Origin of the sequence: Guptibacillus algicola, from assembly GCF_020171805.1 — a bacterium.
Classification (GTDB): domain Bacteria; phylum Bacillota; class Bacilli; order Bacillales; family Guptibacillaceae; genus Guptibacillus; species Guptibacillus algicola.
Genome location: NZ_JAIVAF010000003.1, coordinates 719,224 through 735,562, shown reverse-complemented (window position 1 = coordinate 735,562; position 16,339 = coordinate 719,224). Strand labels below are relative to the sequence as shown.

Here is a 16,339-nt window from a genome sequence, read left to right as displayed (position 1 = left end):
TCACTACGAATAATAAAACCACTACATTATTTGGAAAGGAATGACGAATATGTACTCAAAAATGAAGAGAAAAATTAAAAAATCCCTAAAAAACATCTTTTTTCCTCAATCACCAATCGTATCAGAATAAGAATTTTTCCTTTCATGGCGCGGTATATCTCAATTTTTATTATGGAAAATCTATTTGAAACATGAAAAAGAAACCAATTTCCTATATAATAAACGGAGATGCACACAAATTGTCTTGGTTAAGGAGAGATTTAGAATGATCTATAAGGTTTACTATCAAGAAACAAAAAAGGAGGTTCCTGTAAGAGAGCGAACAAAGAGCCTGTACGTTGAGGCTAATTCTGAACGGGAAGTTCGCTATAAATTAAAGGAACGAAACTACAATATCGAATTCATTCAAACAGTAGAAGATGAATTTCTAGAATTCGAGCAAAAATCAGAGCACTTTGAATTGGAGAATGTATAAACTATGAAATTTGTTAAAAATCATCAAACAGCCGTTTTTGCACTCGGTGGACTAGGAGAAATCGGCAAAAACATGTACGGTATTCAATTCCAGGATGAAATCATCCTGGTCGATGCAGGGGTGAAATTCCCTGAAGAAGAATTACTAGGAATCGACTACGTTATTCCTGACTACTCATATCTCGTGAAAAATCAGGATAAGATCAAAGGACTATTCATCACTCATGGCCACGAAGACCATATTGGTGGAATTCCATATTTACTACGTGAGATCAACGTACCGATTTTCGGCGGTAAACTTGCGTTAGGATTTATTCGTAACAAACTTGAAGAACACGGCCTTTTAAGAGGAGCATCCCTCAACGAAATTACTGAAGACGACATTATTAAATTCAGAAAAACATCTGTTGCGTTCTTCAGAACAACTCATAGTATTCCAGATTCCTTTGGAGTTGTTGTAAAAACACCACCTGGTAACATCGTTCACACAGGTGATTTCAAGTTCGACTTTACACCAGTTGGTGAACCAGCTAACTTAACAAAAATGGCTGAAATCGGTAAAGAAGGCGTGCTAGCACTTCTTTCTGACAGCACAAACAGTGAAGTTCCTGGCTTTACGATGTCTGAGAGTCGTGTCGGCGAAACGATCCAAGACATCTTTAGAAAAGTAGATGGCCGCGTTATATTCGCAACATTTGCATCTAACATCCACCGTCTTCAACAGGTTGTTGAAGCAGCGGTTGAAAACGGACGCAAGGTTGCAGTATTCGGACGAAGCATGGAAGCAAATATCACGATTGGACAAGAACTCGGATATATTCGCGCTCCTAAAGACACGTTCATCGACGCACATCAGATCAACAGACTTCCAGAAAACCAGGTCACTATCCTTTGTACAGGAAGTCAAGGTGAACCAATGGCGGCACTATCTAGAATCGCTAACGGTACTCACCGTCAGATTCAAATCATCCCTGGTGATACTGTTGTTTTCTCTTCCTCGCCTATCCCTGGTAACCAGGTGAGCGTATCGAGAATCATTAACCAACTTTCCCGTGCAGGAGCTGACGTGATTCATCACAAACTAAGTGATATTCACACTTCTGGACACGGTGGCCAAGATGAGCAGAAATTGATGCTGCGTCTAATTAAGCCGAAATTCTTTATGCCTATCCACGGTGAATATAGAATGCTCAAAATGCATACAAAGCTAGCTCAGGACTGTGGAATTCCACAAGATCACTCTTTCATTATGGATAACGGTGAAGTTCTAGCTCTTAGCGAAAATGAAGCTTCTATCAGTGGAAAGATTCCTTCTGGTTCTGTCTATGTAGATGGAAAAGGTATCGGTGACATCGGTAACATCGTTCTACGTGACCGAAAGATTCTTTCTGAAGAAGGCCTTGTTATCGTAGTCGTTAGCATCAACATGAAAGAGTTCAAAATTCTTTCAGGACCTGACATCATCTCTCGTGGCTTCGTATACATGAGAGAATCAGGCGATCTAATCAACGATGCTCAAGATCTTCTAACGAAGCATCTAAATGGCGTAATGGAAAAACGTACAAGTCAGTGGTCTGAGATCAAGAACGAAATCACAGATACTCTTGCACCGTTCCTATACGAGAAAACAAAGCGTCGTCCAATGATCCTACCGATCATCATGGAGATCTAATAAACAAAAATGCCCACCTGTCATCTGACAAGTGGGCATTTTTTTGTTTTTAGATATGTAGTATGTATGGTGCTTCCCGTGCCGTAGGAGCTTGAACACCCCTTGCTTTCCTGTGGACGAACGCCCTAGCTTCAAAGCGGATAACACCATTCCGCTCCGAGTCTCGAACGCCCGTTGGACCACGGGAGTCAAGGGGTGTTCACTCCTACTGGAAAACATTTAATACGAAATTAAACTTTCCGTACTATTAGGTTGACTACTATTATTTCACTTCTCGTATAAATAAAGGCCCACCTGTAGCTTAACAGGCGGGCCTTTCTGATCTAATCTCTATTAAGTAACTGACGCTCTAAACGGTTGATATCTTGATCTGAACCGATCACGATCAAAATATCCCCTTTGTAGATCTTTTGATCTGCTTGAGGTGAAACGATGATATCATCACCATTCTTAATCGCGACGATATTAGCACCGTATTTGGCACGAATATCTAATTCAATAATTGTTTTATTGTCCATTCTTGAGTTTGCAATAAGCTCGACGATACTATGCTCATCAGATAGCTCTAAATAATCAAGTACGCTATTTGAAATGATATTATGAGCAATTCTCATTCCCATATCTCGTTCAGGGTGAACAATCTTATCTGCTCCTATTTTATTCAATACCTTTTCATGGTAATCATTTTGAGCTTTTACAGTAATATTGCTTACTCCAAGTTCTTTTAAGATCAACGTTGTTAGGATACTCGATTGAATATTATCTCCTATCGCAACGATCACATGATCGAAATTACGTATGCCTAAGTTTTTTAGGACACTCTCATCCGTTGAATCTGCAATAACCGCGTGTGTTGCCACGGAGGAAAATTCATTTACTTTGTCTTCATCCATATCAATTGCTAGAACTTCCATCCCCTGTTGGCTCAATGATTTGCATATACTACCGCCAAAACGGCCTAATCCTATAACTGCAAATTGTTTTTTCACCGTACACTCCTCCTACTTATCTCGGAAAGAAACGTGACAGCGATCCGCTGCCACGTTGTTAACTCTATCCTATCACGTTGTCTCACCGTGTCAATATAATCTCTTTACGACTTGTTCCCTTTTACATACTCAGCATCAAAGAGGAATAGTCTCATCAATAAGATAAGAGAAGGAACGAGTAAGCATAAACCTGCTACAAAGGCGATGACAAGGTAAACCCCCATCGTTTCATTCGTGTAGCCAGAATAAATCGTAACGTAGTCGTATAAAATCCATGGAAGGTGTGACACCCCGTAACCAAAGAAGGCAAAAAAGAATTGCAGCATAACAAAGATAAACGCTGTTCCATAGCGTTTCTTATGAAAGATCAAGTATGTTGCAACTAAGAAACAAAACAGTGATGCAATAAACAGCCATGCATAGTCGAGCGTGCTCGCAAAATGCTCAGGGTTATGTTGCTGTAGCGCAACGAACACCAGAATACTAGCTAAGATGGTTGGCGCACTCCAAAAGAGAGCATATTTTCTTAGCAGTTCTAGAGCAGGCTTATCATTCGCTCGGCTAGCATAGAACGTAAGAAATGCTGCACTGATGAACAACACAGAAACAATCGCAAGTATCACGACTGACCATGAGTAAAAGCTTGTAAACAGTTCACCAGCGAGAAACGTAACATTGCCGTCAACTTCTTCTATGAAACCACCTTCAGACAAAGTGAGCGCTGTTGAGAGCGAAGCAGGAATCAATAACCCTGTCACTCCATACAAGAAGGTATAAACTCTACTCTTTTTAGCCCCGTAGTTCCCAAACGCATAAAACGATCCCCTGATGGCGATGAGAATGATCGCAATACTTCCTGGTACAAGCAATGCCGTTCCGAAATAATAAGCAGTGTCTGGAAAGAATCCGATCAGACCTACAAAGAAGAATACGAAGAATACGTTCGTTACTTCCCAAACTGGAGATAAATACCGGCTGATAATACGGTTGATGATATGATCTCGGCCGGTTAGCTCACCGTAGTATGCAAAGAAACCGGCACCGAAATCGATTGAAGCAGTGATGAGATAACCATATAGAAATACCCATAGCACCGTAATCCCAATAACCTGAATATCCAACTTGACACCCCCTATCTAGCTTTTGCGATTTCCTCTAGTTCATTTTCTGCTGGATTTGAATGGAACATCTTTCTAAGAACGATGACACATAGCGTCCCGAGGACGATGTACAACAATAGGAACAAGATCAGCATCAAGCCTACGTGATCAGATGTTGTTGCAGCGTGACCTGTTCGAAGGATGTCCCAAAGGATCCAAGGCTGACGTCCCACTTCTGAGAAGATCCATCCAAATTCGATGGCGAGCATCGATAACGGCCCTGCAAGGACGATAAGTCTTAATAACCATCGATTACCTGGGTTGAATCGTTTTAACCTTAGAGCGAGCATATAGAAGAACGTTATAGCTGCTAAGTACATTCCGATTCCTACCATGCCATCAAAAAGGTAGTGGATAAAGAGTGGCGGAATCTCATCTTCAGGCACTTGATCCAAGCCCATCACTTCCGCACTAGGGTTACCGTGAGCAAGGATACTTAAGAAGTTAGGTAGCACGAGACCGTATTTTACTTCCTCATTCTCTTCATCTAAAATACCGCCAACAATTAAGTCTGCATTCCCTTTCGTTTCAAAATGCCATTCTGCAGCAGCTAGTTTTTCAGGTTGGTATTCAGCAAGAAACTTCCCTGCAAAATCTCCAACCATCGCGGTTCCAATTGCAAAAATAAAGCCAGCTGTCATCGTCAGTTTCAACGCTTTTTTGTAATACGTACCATTCTTGCCCCGAAGCATCATGAATGCTGTGATCGCGGCTAGTACCATCGCCGATGTCAGATATGAGGACATCACGACATGTCCTACCTTTGTTGGCGTGGCAGGATTGAACATCGCAGCAAGCGGCTCAATATCAGTCAATATTCCATCAACCATGGTAAAGCCCTGTGGAGCATTCATAAACGCATTGACTGTTGAGATAAAGACCGCTGACATCGTTGAACCAATTACAACTGGAATTGAAATCAACCAGTGATAGATTGGCTTCTTAAACCGATCCCATGTATATAAATAGATACCTAGAAAGATTGCTTCAAAGAAGAAAGCAAACGTCTCTAAAAATAGTGGTAAACTGATCACTTGTCCTGCAAGCTGCATGAAATTCGGCCATAACAGAGAAAGCTGTAAACCGATAGCCGTACCTGTTACAACCCCTACTGCAACTGTTACGACAAAGCCTCTTGACCACCTTCTTGCTAGTAACGTGTAGTAAGGATCATTTCGTTTAATTCCGATCCATTCTGCTAAACTGATAAGCAAAGGCACACCAACACCAAGAGTCGCAAATATGATATGAAACCCTAGTGTAAGGCTTGTTAAAAGCCTGCTGAGCATCGCTGAATCCATCTCCACCATCTTCATCCCCTTTATTCCTCAAAATCATATAACTCATCTTCCCTTATCACCTTGAACAAAAACAAACAAACTTGTGAAATAATCTACTACTCTATTATGACTTACCGAAGACTTTGTGACAAGTATCACAAACTACATAAAAGAAGTTTATTGGCAGGTCAAATCGAATTAACAAGTTTTTGTATTTTGATGAGCTTTCCACTTTTCTACCATCTCATCCTAATCGACATAAAAAAGAAGCCCAAAATGGGCTCCTTCCTCTTATCCTGCATCCATCATATTGAACTGTGACTTTACTAATTCGTAATAGGTGCCTCCCTTATTCATCAGTTCATTGTGGTTTCCTTGTTCTAAAATTTCACCATGATCTAAAACGATTATATTATCTGCATTACGGATCGTTGACAGTCGGTGAGCAATCATGATTGCTGTTCGACCTTCAAGTACGACGTTAAGAGCATTCTGTATCTTTAACTCTGTTTCCGTGTCGATACTAGCAGTAGCCTCATCGAGAATTAGAATGCGCGGATCTGCTAACAGAGCTCTGGCAAAAGATAATAGCTGACGTTCACCTACTGATAGAACGTTACCTCTCTCTTCTACCTCAGTCTCATATCCGTTACTCAACCGTTTGATAAATTGATCAGCTCCCACCGCTTGCGCCGCTTCGATCACTTCTTCGTCCGTTGCATCCGGTCTACCAAAACGAATGTTTTCCATGATCGTACCTGAGAAAATAAACGTATCCTGCAATACGACACTAACTTTTTGACGAAGACTATCTAACTTTACATCTCTTAAATCGACGCCATCGATTTTAACCGAGCCTTGCGTAGGATCGTAAAACCTACTGATTAAGTTTGCGATTGTTGACTTTCCTGACCCGGTATGGCCAACAAGTGCAACTGTTTCTCCTGCATTCATTTTTAAGCTCATTTGATGAAGTGCTTTCCGCTTCTCATCATAAGAGAATTCAACATCTTCAAAGGTAATTTCGCCCTTAATTTCCTTGAATTCGATCGCATTCTTTTTCTCTGGTACGTTTGGCTTTTCATCGAGAAATTCAAAGATACGCTCAGATGATGCCATCGCTACTAGAAGCTGATTATAAACTTGCCCTAGTCTCGAAATAGGTTCCCAGAACATTCCTAGATAAAATGCGAATGTAACGAACACACCATAATCCATGCCATTTTGAATGAGATATACCCCGAACCAAATCAATATGGCAGTACCGATTGCATTCGACATTTCCACAAACGGTCTGAACATCGCACTTTTTTTAGTTGCATCTTTCCAGCTCGCATACGTCTCATGGTTTACACCTTCAAAGAACTCCATGTTCTCATTTTCCTGAGTGTATGATTGTGTCACTCTTATTCCTTGAATATTTTCATTCAAGTGAGAGTTGAGTTTCGCTTGTTTAATTCTAACCTGCTGCCATGACCTTCTGATTCTCCTTCTTAACCTAGTTGAGATTAAGAACATGAGCGGAAGAATAATCATGATTGCAAGCGTTAGCTCTGGACTTAGCACAAACATGATTACGAGGATACCAAGTAATAGAACGATATCCATCAAGAGGTTGATAACTCCGTTCGTGAAGAGCTCTTGCATGGAGTTAACGTCATTAATGATCCTTACTAGTATTGACCCAGCAGACCGCTTATCAAAAAAGCCGTGCGAGAGCTTTTGGATATGTTTGAAAAGCCCCTGCCTTATGTCATAGATGATGTACTGACCTAGCTGATTCGTCCATTTTATACGATACGTATTTGATATCCACGATATCAGGTAGAGGACTGCTATCCCAATAATAAGCTGGATCAATAAGGTTTCATCTTTATTTTTTATCGCGTGATCAAAGAGCAACACCCCAATAAAGATTGGTACAATCAACCGTACCGCTGTAGAGATCAGCATCGTGATGATGGCTTTTGGCAGTAGATTTTTCTTGTATGGTTCCATGTATCCTAGGAGCCTCGACATTTGCTTCCAATTAAACTGCTTCTCAATAGCTGAATCCTGAGAATAGTGAAATCTCTGTCTACGATTCTGTTTCATTCCGATTCTTCCCCCCTTTTCAAACGGTCTGTCTCTCCATTATTTCTTTCTGATCCTGATATTGAATGTCATAGATTCCTCGATAATAGCCTTCCTTCTTAACCAATTCGTTATGGTTGCCTCGCTCTACAATTTCTCCTTTGTTCAATACGAGGATTTCATCGGCATGCTTCAGCGAAGAAATTCTATGAGCGATGATGAACGTTGTTCTGCCTTTCATCACTTCTTCAAACGCTTGTTGTATCTTAAATTCCGTTTGCATATCGACAGCGCTTGTTGCGTCATCAAGGATTAAAATGCTAGGGTCTGTCAAGATAGCCCTTGCAATCGCAATCCTTTGCTTTTGTCCTCCTGAAAGACCCATCCCACGCTCACCTAGAATCGTGTCATACCCTTCAGGTAACTCCATAATAAAGTCATGTGCCTGCGCCCTTTTCGCCGCATCTTCAATCTTTTCAAAAGATACATCCGGATCTCCATAGGCGATGTTATCTCTGATCGTTGATGAAAATAGGAATGTTTCCTGAAGAACAACTCCGATATTCCGTCTTAGAGACTTGAAGGTATAGTTGTCGATCTTCTTTCCATCGATCAGAATTTCTCCACTATTCGGTTCATAAAAGCGTGCAATAAGCTGAGTAACAGTTGTTTTACCTGAGCCTGTAGCACCAAGTAAACCGATCGTCGTCCCTTTAGGTGCATCAAACGTGACATCTTTCAAGGCTTCATCATCTTCAGACGCGTATTTGTGTGTAACATGATTGAACTGAACGTGTCCTTCTAGTCGGTCCACTTCGATCGCGCCTTCTCGATCATAAATATCTTCATTTTCATCAAGGATTTCAAGCAACCGTTCCCCAGAAGCTTTTGATTGTGAAAAAGTGTTGATTACGAATCCAAGGTTCATGATTGGCCAAATAATATACCAAACAAGACTGAAGAAGGCAACGAGTTCACCTGGCTGAAGCTGGTTTTGGAATACGAGGTATCCTCCATATGATAGAAGGAACACAACACATAGGTTTCCAATAAACTCCATCATCGGGAAGAACTTCGCCCAAATATTCGAAGTTGTTAAATAATTATCGCGATAATCCGTATTACTGTTTACGAATTTACCGATCTCGAAATCTTCTCTTGATAATGATTTAACTGTATTGATTCCACTGATATTTTCCTGTACTTTCGTATTCAATCTTGCCATTGATTTCCTAATACCCCTGAATGCTGGGTGGACGTTCTTATCAAAGCGATAGACTGCAATACTAAGAAACGGAAGCATTCCAAGCGTTACTAACGCTAGTGGAACGGAATAGTTAAACATAACGGCTAAACTGAACGTAATGAGAAGCAAAAAGTTTATCACTTGAGCAAATCCAAATGAAAGGAAAAAGCGAAAACCCTCAACATCCGCTGTTAAGCGTGACATTAAATCTCCGGTCTTCGCATTGTCATAGTATCTAAAAGGTAAATACTGAAGCTTTTTGTAAAGCTCTTCCCTTAGTCTATAAACAGCTGTTACTCCAAAGAGATCTCCTAAGTACTGATGAAAGAAAGTCGCAATCCCTTTAAATACCATAATTGCGATAAATCCAAACGCTAGATAAGGAACCCACTGGTACTGCTGATCGAGGATGACATCATCAATCGTAAACTGCAGGACCATGGGGTAGACCACCGTAATCCCAGTTACGAAAAACAACGAGAATACGGACAGTAAGAACAGTTTCTTATAAGGCCAATAAAATTCTTTTAATCTCTTAAACGTATCCAACGCGACACCACCTTTGACTTTAAATAAATTGTAAAATTAGTGACAATATACATAATATATCGGATTTCGAAATAAATAACCACCAATTAGAACCATTTAACAAAAAAAACTCCAAGAATGAATTCTTGAAGTCTACTAGTCTTTAGAAACAAACAAAATGTCTTTCTACAACATACAAAATGAAAATTTCTCATCGTTACATACATCTTAAATTTTTCACTACATTTTTATTGTTACTCGTCATTTCTATAAAATATGATTGGTCTCCTTAAAACTACAAAGTTTTTTTGAACATTAAAAAACCTCCAGGTGCGAACCTGGAGGTTTTGATCAAAAGCATTAAGCTTTATTATACGTTTAGTGTTTCTTGGCCTGGCTTCCAGTTTGCTGGGCAAAGTCCACCAGTTTGAAGTGCTTGAAGCACGCGAAGTGTTTCATCAACATCACGGCCGATGTTGTTGTGGTTAACAACAGCATACTGAAGTTCACCTTCAGGGCTGATGATGAATAGACCACGAAGTGCTACACCTTCGTCTTCAATAAATACGCCATATTCTTTAGATACTTTGTGGTTCGTATCTGCAGCTAGTGGATAGTTAAGATCACCAAGACCATTTTCGTTACGGTCAGTGTTGATCCATGCTAAGTGTGTATGGATAGTATCAGTAGATACTCCGATAACTTCTGCATCTAGATCGTCGAACTCTTCGTAACGGTCACTTAGTGCAGTGATTTCAGTTGGGCACACGAATGTGAAGTCCATTGGATAGAAGAAAAGCACTGTCCATTTGTCGTTCTTCATGTTTTCTTCAAGACTTACTTTACCGAATTCTTTGTTGTTCATAACTGCTTCCATTTCGAAGCGAGGTGCTTGTTTACCTACCATGCGTTCTGCCATGTGTAAATCCCTCCTAGAAAATATCCTGCGGCTTTCGCCCACGTTTGTCATTATAGTACAACCATTTTTAATAGTCAATATTAAGTAATAATGAATTTAATGTAATGGTAAATGACGTACCTTCTTATATTGCCCGTGTATTCTATTCGTTAAACAATGACATGATAAGTATACATAAAACTATTTCTTACGTCTTCTATAACACATTGCTTGAACCAAGGTGTCATTTTTCGCTATACTTTGTCAGTAAGATACATATTGCACTGTTTAAGGAGGAATAAAATGGATTTTATTGAAAACATCAGCTGGGCAGGATTGCTCGTTGATACAGGACTTCTAATTTTACAACTGATCGCAATCTTTATCGTTTACGCAATTGTTAAATCAATAGGTACGCGATTTATTGAAAGGTCTTTTAGTGAAGTAAGTACAAAAAAGAATATGAGCCAAAGCAGAGCAGACACGCTTAAGAACTTAACGATGAGCGTTTTTGCTTATGTGTTGATCTTCATCGTTGTAGCTGTTGTGTTTGATACGTTTGGTTTTGATATTAAAGCATTGATCGCAGGTGCGGGTATCATTGGCCTTGCAGTAGGTTTTGGTGCTCAAGGACTTGTGAGCGATGTTGTAACTGGATTCTTCATCCTACTTGAAAAACAAATGGATGTTGGTGACTATGTCACAGCCGCTGGATTCGGAGGAATCGTTGAAGAAGTTGGACTACGTACGACACATATCCGTTCATTTGATGGCACACTTAATTATGTGCCAAACCGCGAGATCAGCTCCCTCAGCAATCATTCTAGGGGTAATATGCGTGCACTCGTAGATATCGGGATTTCTTACGACGATAATATAGACGAAGCGATCCGTGTTCTTCAAGATGTATGTGAGAGAGTTGCAGAAACGAACGATGCGATCGTGGACGGACCAAACGTTCTTGGTGTACAAAACCTTGGCGATTCAGATGTTGTTATCCGCGTTCTTTGTCAAACGAAGAATATGGAGCAATGGGGCGTAGAACGTCAGCTGCGTAAAGAAATTAAGGAAGCGTTTGATGCGAATGGTATCGAAATTCCGTTTCCACATCAGGTTTACGTTGAAAAGAAAGAACAGTAATCGTTTAAACAAAATTACCACTGGGTAAAGTAATGACAAACCGTTAAGGAGAGTGACGTCATTGCCTTACGATTCAAGAAGTGATCTCCCAGATCAGGTAAAAGATAATCTTCCCGCTCACGCTCAAGATATTTTTAAAGAAGCTTTTAACTCTGCTTCAGAGCAATACGATAATGAGAAAACAGCTTTTAAAGTAGCTTGGAGTGCAGTGGAAGAAAAGTATAAGAAGAATGATAATGGCAACTGGGTAAAAAAAGACGATTAAATGAAAAGAGGGTGTCACCAAATTCTACTTTTGGTGACACCCTTTTTTTATGTTATTGCTGGTATCTGCTATCTACTTGCTGACAAACTTGATCAGCTGTCATGCCATCTGCATTGATGACACTACCCTGGGTTGTTGCGTCTTGCATCCCCATGACATTCTGATCCTGACCTGAAATTACACAACAATCACAGCCGTTGGCATCTGCTTCCTGTTTAAGGGACACCACTTCATATCCTTTTGCTTGAAGAGCTTGTGCTACGTCAGAAAGCGTATCTTCTACAGCGATTCTATTCATGCTATTCACTCCCTTCCCCTATATGTATGTGTTACGAGTACTAGAGTTAGGATGAACTATATTTGTTAAATTATGCATGCTAATCATAAGAAACTCAAGAATTCATTAAGAAGCCAATAGGTTTACTTACATATATAAGAGTAGCGTTAGGGCTCACTTTCGTACATTATGCTGCATACTATATCAATATATTCAAAAATAGGACTAGCTTTAAAAGGAGATGATCGAACATCTATGGATAACCTCGAACGAGAAGTCATCATTAACAAACTCGTATCGCCACCACTTCCTTTATACGACCCTACATTCCCTATTTTACTTTTCTGGAGTCCAAAAGCAGGTTGTACATCACTCGTTAAATGGTACTTTTACCAAATTGGATTACTTCAAACTGCAACGAATTACGAATCTATTCATCTATATAGAATGAACGAATTTGAAAAACAACCAAATCATAAAAGCAAAATAACGAAATCGTTGATGACTAACGAAAAGGACATTTACAAGCTTGTTCGTGATCCATATACACGAGCAGTGAGTTCTTATTTCGCAACTCTAATCAATCCGAGCATCATGAATAATTTAGCTCCACATCTGAAAGATGGTATGTCGTTTAAACAATTTTTGTATGTAATTCGAAAAAGAGGGGTTAAAAAGGGAACGATCAACCTTCATATTGCTCAGCAATACACTGAAGGGGAAGAATTATTAATAAAGAACTATATTAGGCTTGAACAATTCAGTGATGAATTAAAGAAGATTGAAAAACAATATAGCCTTCTCCCCTCTCCTATCGAGAAGATTGTTAAGTCTCCACATCATGTAGCTCAAAAAATGGCGGAATTCGGTGAAGAATCCTTTGCTGATATCAAGATGACAGCTTCTTCACTAAACGATTCCCTACCGACATATCACAACTTCTATAGTGATGAAACGATCGGTTTGGTTAGAGAAATATATAAACAGGACTTCGAGAATTACAATTACAGCTTAACTTTGAAGCCTTTGTGAACTTAGGAGCATTTTCTTTTGCTAACATCTAGACACTTTTGAGTTATATCATTAAAGCTTTTTGGAGTGTTGTTTCTATGCATGTGGGAGTTGATTTCCGCTCTAGGATGCTCGCTTTCCGCGTGTCGGTCGGTGAGCCTCCTCGTCGCCAAAATCGCTCCTGTGCGGTCTCACCTGTCCCGCACATCCCGCTGAAGTCGAGCACCTTCCGCTCCAATCAACCTTGTTATGTAGGAAATAGATGATATATAGAACAACTTAGAGAAGTAAGTGAGCTATGGGATTACCAAATTCATATTTTTCAAAAGCAGAAACGCCCCGAGTAATTCACTCGGGGCGTCTTCTTATTCTGTAATGGTATCGATGTAGTTTGTGAGCACATCGTATGCAATGTCGATTGCAGCTTCGTCAGGTTTTAATGTAGAAGAATGGAGACCAGATTCGGAGTTTACTCCTAGCCAAAACATGAATCCAGGTATGTCACGTAAGAAATACCCAAAGTCTTCACCAGTCATCGCTTCACGACACTCGATTACGGAGATATCGTTTAGCTTGCGAGTGATTTCCATAAATCTTTCGACTAAAGTTGCTTCATTGAATACTTGATAGTAATTCGAACCATAATCAATGCTTGCTTCACATTCAAATGAAGCTTCAATTCCTTTAATGATCGCTTCGATTCGTTCTTTCACTAGAGTCATGGACTCTGCTGAAAGAGATCTGATCGTGCCTTCTAAACGAGAAGTCTCAGCGATAATGTTTTGCTTCGTACCACCCTCTATTTTCCCTATCGTTACAACAGCAGAATCAAGAGGATCGATATTTCGCGAAACGATCGACTGAAGTTGCGTCACTAGATGGCTACCAGCCACCACCATATCCTTTGTAAGGTGAGGGTAAGCAGCATGACCACCTTTACCTATTAAATCGATAAAAAGCTCTGACGTATTTGCAAAAAGCAAACCGGGTTTTGTCGCGACAGTACCAACAGGGTATTCAGGTGCAACATGGAGCGCAACCATTTGATCAGGCTTCCAAGCGTTAAATTCTTCTGATGCTAACATCGGAAGAGCTCCACCTGGGCCTTCTTCTGCCGGTTGAAAAATAAAGAGTAGATTGTCTTTCACCTGATTGCCAGAATAATGCTCAAGAAGCGATAAAGCAATCGTCATATGGAAGTCATGTCCACACGCATGCATGTAACCCTCGTGTTCAGATTGAAACAGATAATCTGTTTCCTCTTTAATAGGAAGACCATCTATATCCGTGCGGTAACCAACGGTCTTTGAAGGGTTGCTACCTTTTACAAGTACAAGAATTCCAGTTTTCCACGTTTTCACTTCAAGATGCTCTTCTGAAAGCTGTTCGATAAACTGAAGTAAATATTGTTGTGTTTTATATTCCTGAAACCCTGCTTCTGGAATGCGGTGCAGATCTCTTCTTACTGCTCTATTGTCCATTCTGAAATCAGTCTGCTTTTAGCTGACGAAGCTCTTTTTTGATTTCAGTCTTAGAGCGAGTTTGATCATCGATTTCTTTTAGTACTCTTGCAGGAGTACCTCCAACTAGCGTAAATTCAGGAACATCTTCTGTTACGATCGATCCAGCCGCAATAACTGCACCTTTCCCAACTTTTACGCCTTCAAGAACCACAGCGTTCGCACCGACTACTACGTCATCTTCAATAATTACCGGAGATGCAGAAGGTGGCTCGATGACACCTGCTAGAACAGCACCTGCACCGATGTGACAGTTTTTACCTACAGTAGCGCGTCCACCAAGAACAACGTTCATGTCGATCATCGTACCTTCGCCGACTACAGAGCCAATGTTGATCATTGCACCCATCATGATGACAGCATTGTTACCGATCTCAACCTGATCACGAATAACCGCTCCTGGCTCAATTCGAGCTTGAATACCTTTAAGATCTAGCATCGGGATAGCAGAGTTACGACGATCATTTTCTACAACGTAATCTTCAATGTTTGAAGCCTCATTTTCAAGTACGTGCTTAATCTCTTTCCATTCACCGAAAAGAACACCAGTATCACCGGTAATAAACGTCTTCGTGTTACTACCGAAGTCGATTCCGTCTAGGTTCCCTTTAATATGTACTTTAACAGGAGTTGATTTCTCGCTGTTTTGAATAAAGCTAATAATTTCGTTTGCATCCATCTGTTTCATGAATATTCTTCCTCCTTAGTTACATCCAAATAGCTACACGGCTTTGCCGCATGCTTTTCATTTTATCGTACATGATAATTTTCGTGAAGTCTAATGATTTACTAGGTATCAAGTAGTTCAAGAAATTTCTCCACCTGTTTCAGTTGTAGTGCTGTATCATTTGTTAAAAGCCATGTATCTCTTTTCAGCGGCTTTCCTTCTTTGTCTAACAAAGGAATCCTATAGTATTCGTTCACGTCCTCTGTGATACTAATCGATGGAAGAATGGCATACCCGATGCCGTTAAGCGCCATCTGTTTGCACGTCTCAATTTGATCGACGACAATCGTTTTCTTTGGAGGTGCAAATGATTGAGTTTGCCACCATTCTTGAATCTCCTGGTAATAGGTCGAATCACTTTTGAACTGGATGAAGGGTTTCTCCGTTTGTTGAAGCTCTTCGATCGAACGAATAGTTGTATCGACTAAATAGAGTTCATCTGATAACAGGTAATGGCTTCTCCCTCTCCAATCTGGTTTCCCTCTTATAATACCCACGTGAATATCATCTTCATATAAATACTTCAGAATCTCACTACTCCACCCTGTTACGAGAGAAATTTTCACGCTAGGGTAATTCTCCACAAATCTTTTTAATATTGAAGGAAGCCAATACTGTCCTATTATGGATGCCACTGCAAGCTTCAACGTTCCGTGAACTTCTGAACTTAGCGATGTTAAGGCTTCATAAACCTTTTCTTCTCTCTTCAACGTATCGTTTGCAAAAGCTATGATTCGCTCTCCTGCAGGTGTTACCGTTAATCCTTTTTGCGACCTAAGGAAGATCGGAACGCCCCAAGCTTTTTCAATGGACTGCAGACGCTGACTTAAAGCGGGTTGAGACACATACAACCGCTCTGCCGCTCTTCGCATGTTTTTTTCTTCATCAAGAATCGAAAGCACTTTATATTCAGTACTCATGTCATCACTCTCCATCATTCGAACTATCTATTCGTAATCATTACACCTATACTATAAGTTTTTCTTATGTCTTTTAATCATTATTATCTAATTTCATTATCACCTGTTCGATACTATACTAAAGGAAGAGACTCCTACAGGAAAGAGCAAACGATGAAT

15 protein-coding genes are annotated in these 16,339 nt (G+C 40.2%); 5 read left to right on the top strand and 10 right to left on the bottom strand.

The window, feature by feature from the left end; all coding sequences use genetic code 11:
- Nucleotides 1–265 precede the first annotated feature (265 nt).
- Nucleotides 266–475: a DNA-dependent RNA polymerase subunit epsilon gene (locus tag LCM09_RS11385; protein WP_224881676.1), complete on the top strand. Its 210-nt coding sequence runs from the start codon at nt 266–268 to the stop codon at nt 473–475.
- Nucleotides 476–478: 3 nt separating this feature from the next.
- A complete protein-coding gene (gene rnjA / locus LCM09_RS11380; protein WP_224881674.1) occupies nt 479–2,146 on the top strand; it encodes a ribonuclease J1 in 1,668 nt (555 codons plus the stop codon).
- Nucleotides 2,147–2,469: 323 nt separating this feature from the next.
- Here the strand turns inward: rnjA and LCM09_RS11375 are convergent, their stop codons facing one another.
- The 6 genes from LCM09_RS11375 to LCM09_RS11350 all read right to left on the bottom strand — a co-directional run bounded on the left by LCM09_RS11375 (nt 2,470) and on the right by LCM09_RS11350 (nt 10,341).
- Nucleotides 2,470–3,135 (bottom strand): potassium channel family protein, encoded by a 666-nt coding sequence (locus LCM09_RS11375; protein WP_224881665.1) that lies wholly within the window; start codon nt 3,133–3,135, stop codon nt 2,470–2,472.
- A gap of 104 nt (nt 3,136–3,239) precedes the next feature.
- Nucleotides 3,240–4,256, bottom strand: a complete 1,017-nt coding sequence (locus tag LCM09_RS11370) for a cytochrome d ubiquinol oxidase subunit II (protein ID WP_224881663.1) — start codon at nt 4,254–4,256, stop codon at nt 3,240–3,242.
- A gap of 11 nt (nt 4,257–4,267) precedes the next feature.
- The gene (locus LCM09_RS11365; protein WP_404800830.1) at nt 4,268–5,605 is read right to left on the bottom strand and encodes a cytochrome ubiquinol oxidase subunit I; all 1,338 of its coding nucleotides are present in this window, start codon (nt 5,603–5,605) and stop codon (nt 4,268–4,270) included.
- 261 nt (nt 5,606–5,866) lie between these two features.
- Nucleotides 5,867–7,669 carry an ABC transporter ATP-binding protein gene (locus LCM09_RS11360; RefSeq protein ID WP_224881659.1) on the bottom strand — a complete coding sequence of 601 codons (1,803 nt, stop codon included), beginning with the start codon at nt 7,667–7,669 and terminating at the stop codon, nt 5,867–5,869.
- Nucleotides 7,670–7,688: 19 nt separating this feature from the next.
- On the bottom strand, nt 7,689–9,443 hold the full coding sequence (locus LCM09_RS11355) for an ABC transporter ATP-binding protein (RefSeq protein WP_224881657.1): 1,755 nt from the start codon (nt 9,441–9,443) through the stop codon (nt 7,689–7,691).
- 349 nt (nt 9,444–9,792) lie between these two features.
- Nucleotides 9,793–10,341 (bottom strand): peroxiredoxin, encoded by a 549-nt coding sequence (locus tag LCM09_RS11350; protein WP_224881655.1) that lies wholly within the window; start codon nt 10,339–10,341, stop codon nt 9,793–9,795.
- Nucleotides 10,342–10,623: 282 nt separating this feature from the next.
- Here LCM09_RS11350 and LCM09_RS11345 point away from each other — a divergent pair, with 282 nt between their 5' ends.
- Together LCM09_RS11345 and LCM09_RS11340 are read left to right on the top strand one after the other, a co-directional pair.
- On the top strand, nt 10,624–11,460 hold the full coding sequence (locus LCM09_RS11345) for a mechanosensitive ion channel family protein (RefSeq protein ID WP_224881654.1): 837 nt from the start codon (nt 10,624–10,626) through the stop codon (nt 11,458–11,460).
- A gap of 61 nt (nt 11,461–11,521) precedes the next feature.
- Nucleotides 11,522–11,725: a ChaB family protein gene (locus LCM09_RS11340; RefSeq protein ID WP_224881652.1), complete on the top strand. Its 204-nt coding sequence runs from the start codon at nt 11,522–11,524 to the stop codon at nt 11,723–11,725.
- A 52-nt stretch (nt 11,726–11,777) separates the two neighbouring features.
- Here LCM09_RS11340 and LCM09_RS11335 read toward each other — a convergent pair whose 3' ends face one another.
- The gene (locus tag LCM09_RS11335) at nt 11,778–12,023 is read right to left on the bottom strand and encodes a YkuS family protein (RefSeq protein WP_224881650.1); all 246 of its coding nucleotides are present in this window, start codon (nt 12,021–12,023) and stop codon (nt 11,778–11,780) included.
- 234 nt (nt 12,024–12,257) lie between these two features.
- Between LCM09_RS11335 and LCM09_RS11330 the strand changes: the two genes are divergently transcribed.
- The gene (locus LCM09_RS11330; protein ID WP_224881648.1) at nt 12,258–13,034 is read left to right on the top strand and encodes a sulfotransferase family 2 domain-containing protein; all 777 of its coding nucleotides are present in this window, start codon (nt 12,258–12,260) and stop codon (nt 13,032–13,034) included.
- A 344-nt stretch (nt 13,035–13,378) separates the two neighbouring features.
- On the opposite strand, the gene LCM09_RS11325 is transcribed toward LCM09_RS11330, so the two are convergent.
- From LCM09_RS11325 to ccpC, 3 genes are all read right to left on the bottom strand, one after another.
- Nucleotides 13,379–14,494 (bottom strand): N-acetyldiaminopimelate deacetylase, encoded by a 1,116-nt coding sequence (locus tag LCM09_RS11325; protein ID WP_224881646.1) that lies wholly within the window; start codon nt 14,492–14,494, stop codon nt 13,379–13,381.
- A gap of 7 nt (nt 14,495–14,501) precedes the next feature.
- Nucleotides 14,502–15,221 (bottom strand): 2,3,4,5-tetrahydropyridine-2,6-dicarboxylate N-acetyltransferase, encoded by a 720-nt coding sequence (gene dapD, locus LCM09_RS11320; protein ID WP_224881644.1) that lies wholly within the window; start codon nt 15,219–15,221, stop codon nt 14,502–14,504.
- 101 nt (nt 15,222–15,322) lie between these two features.
- Nucleotides 15,323–16,180, bottom strand: a complete 858-nt coding sequence (ccpC, locus tag LCM09_RS11315; RefSeq protein ID WP_224881641.1) for a transcriptional regulator CcpC — start codon at nt 16,178–16,180, stop codon at nt 15,323–15,325.
- Between the last annotated feature and the right edge of the window lie 159 nt (nt 16,181–16,339).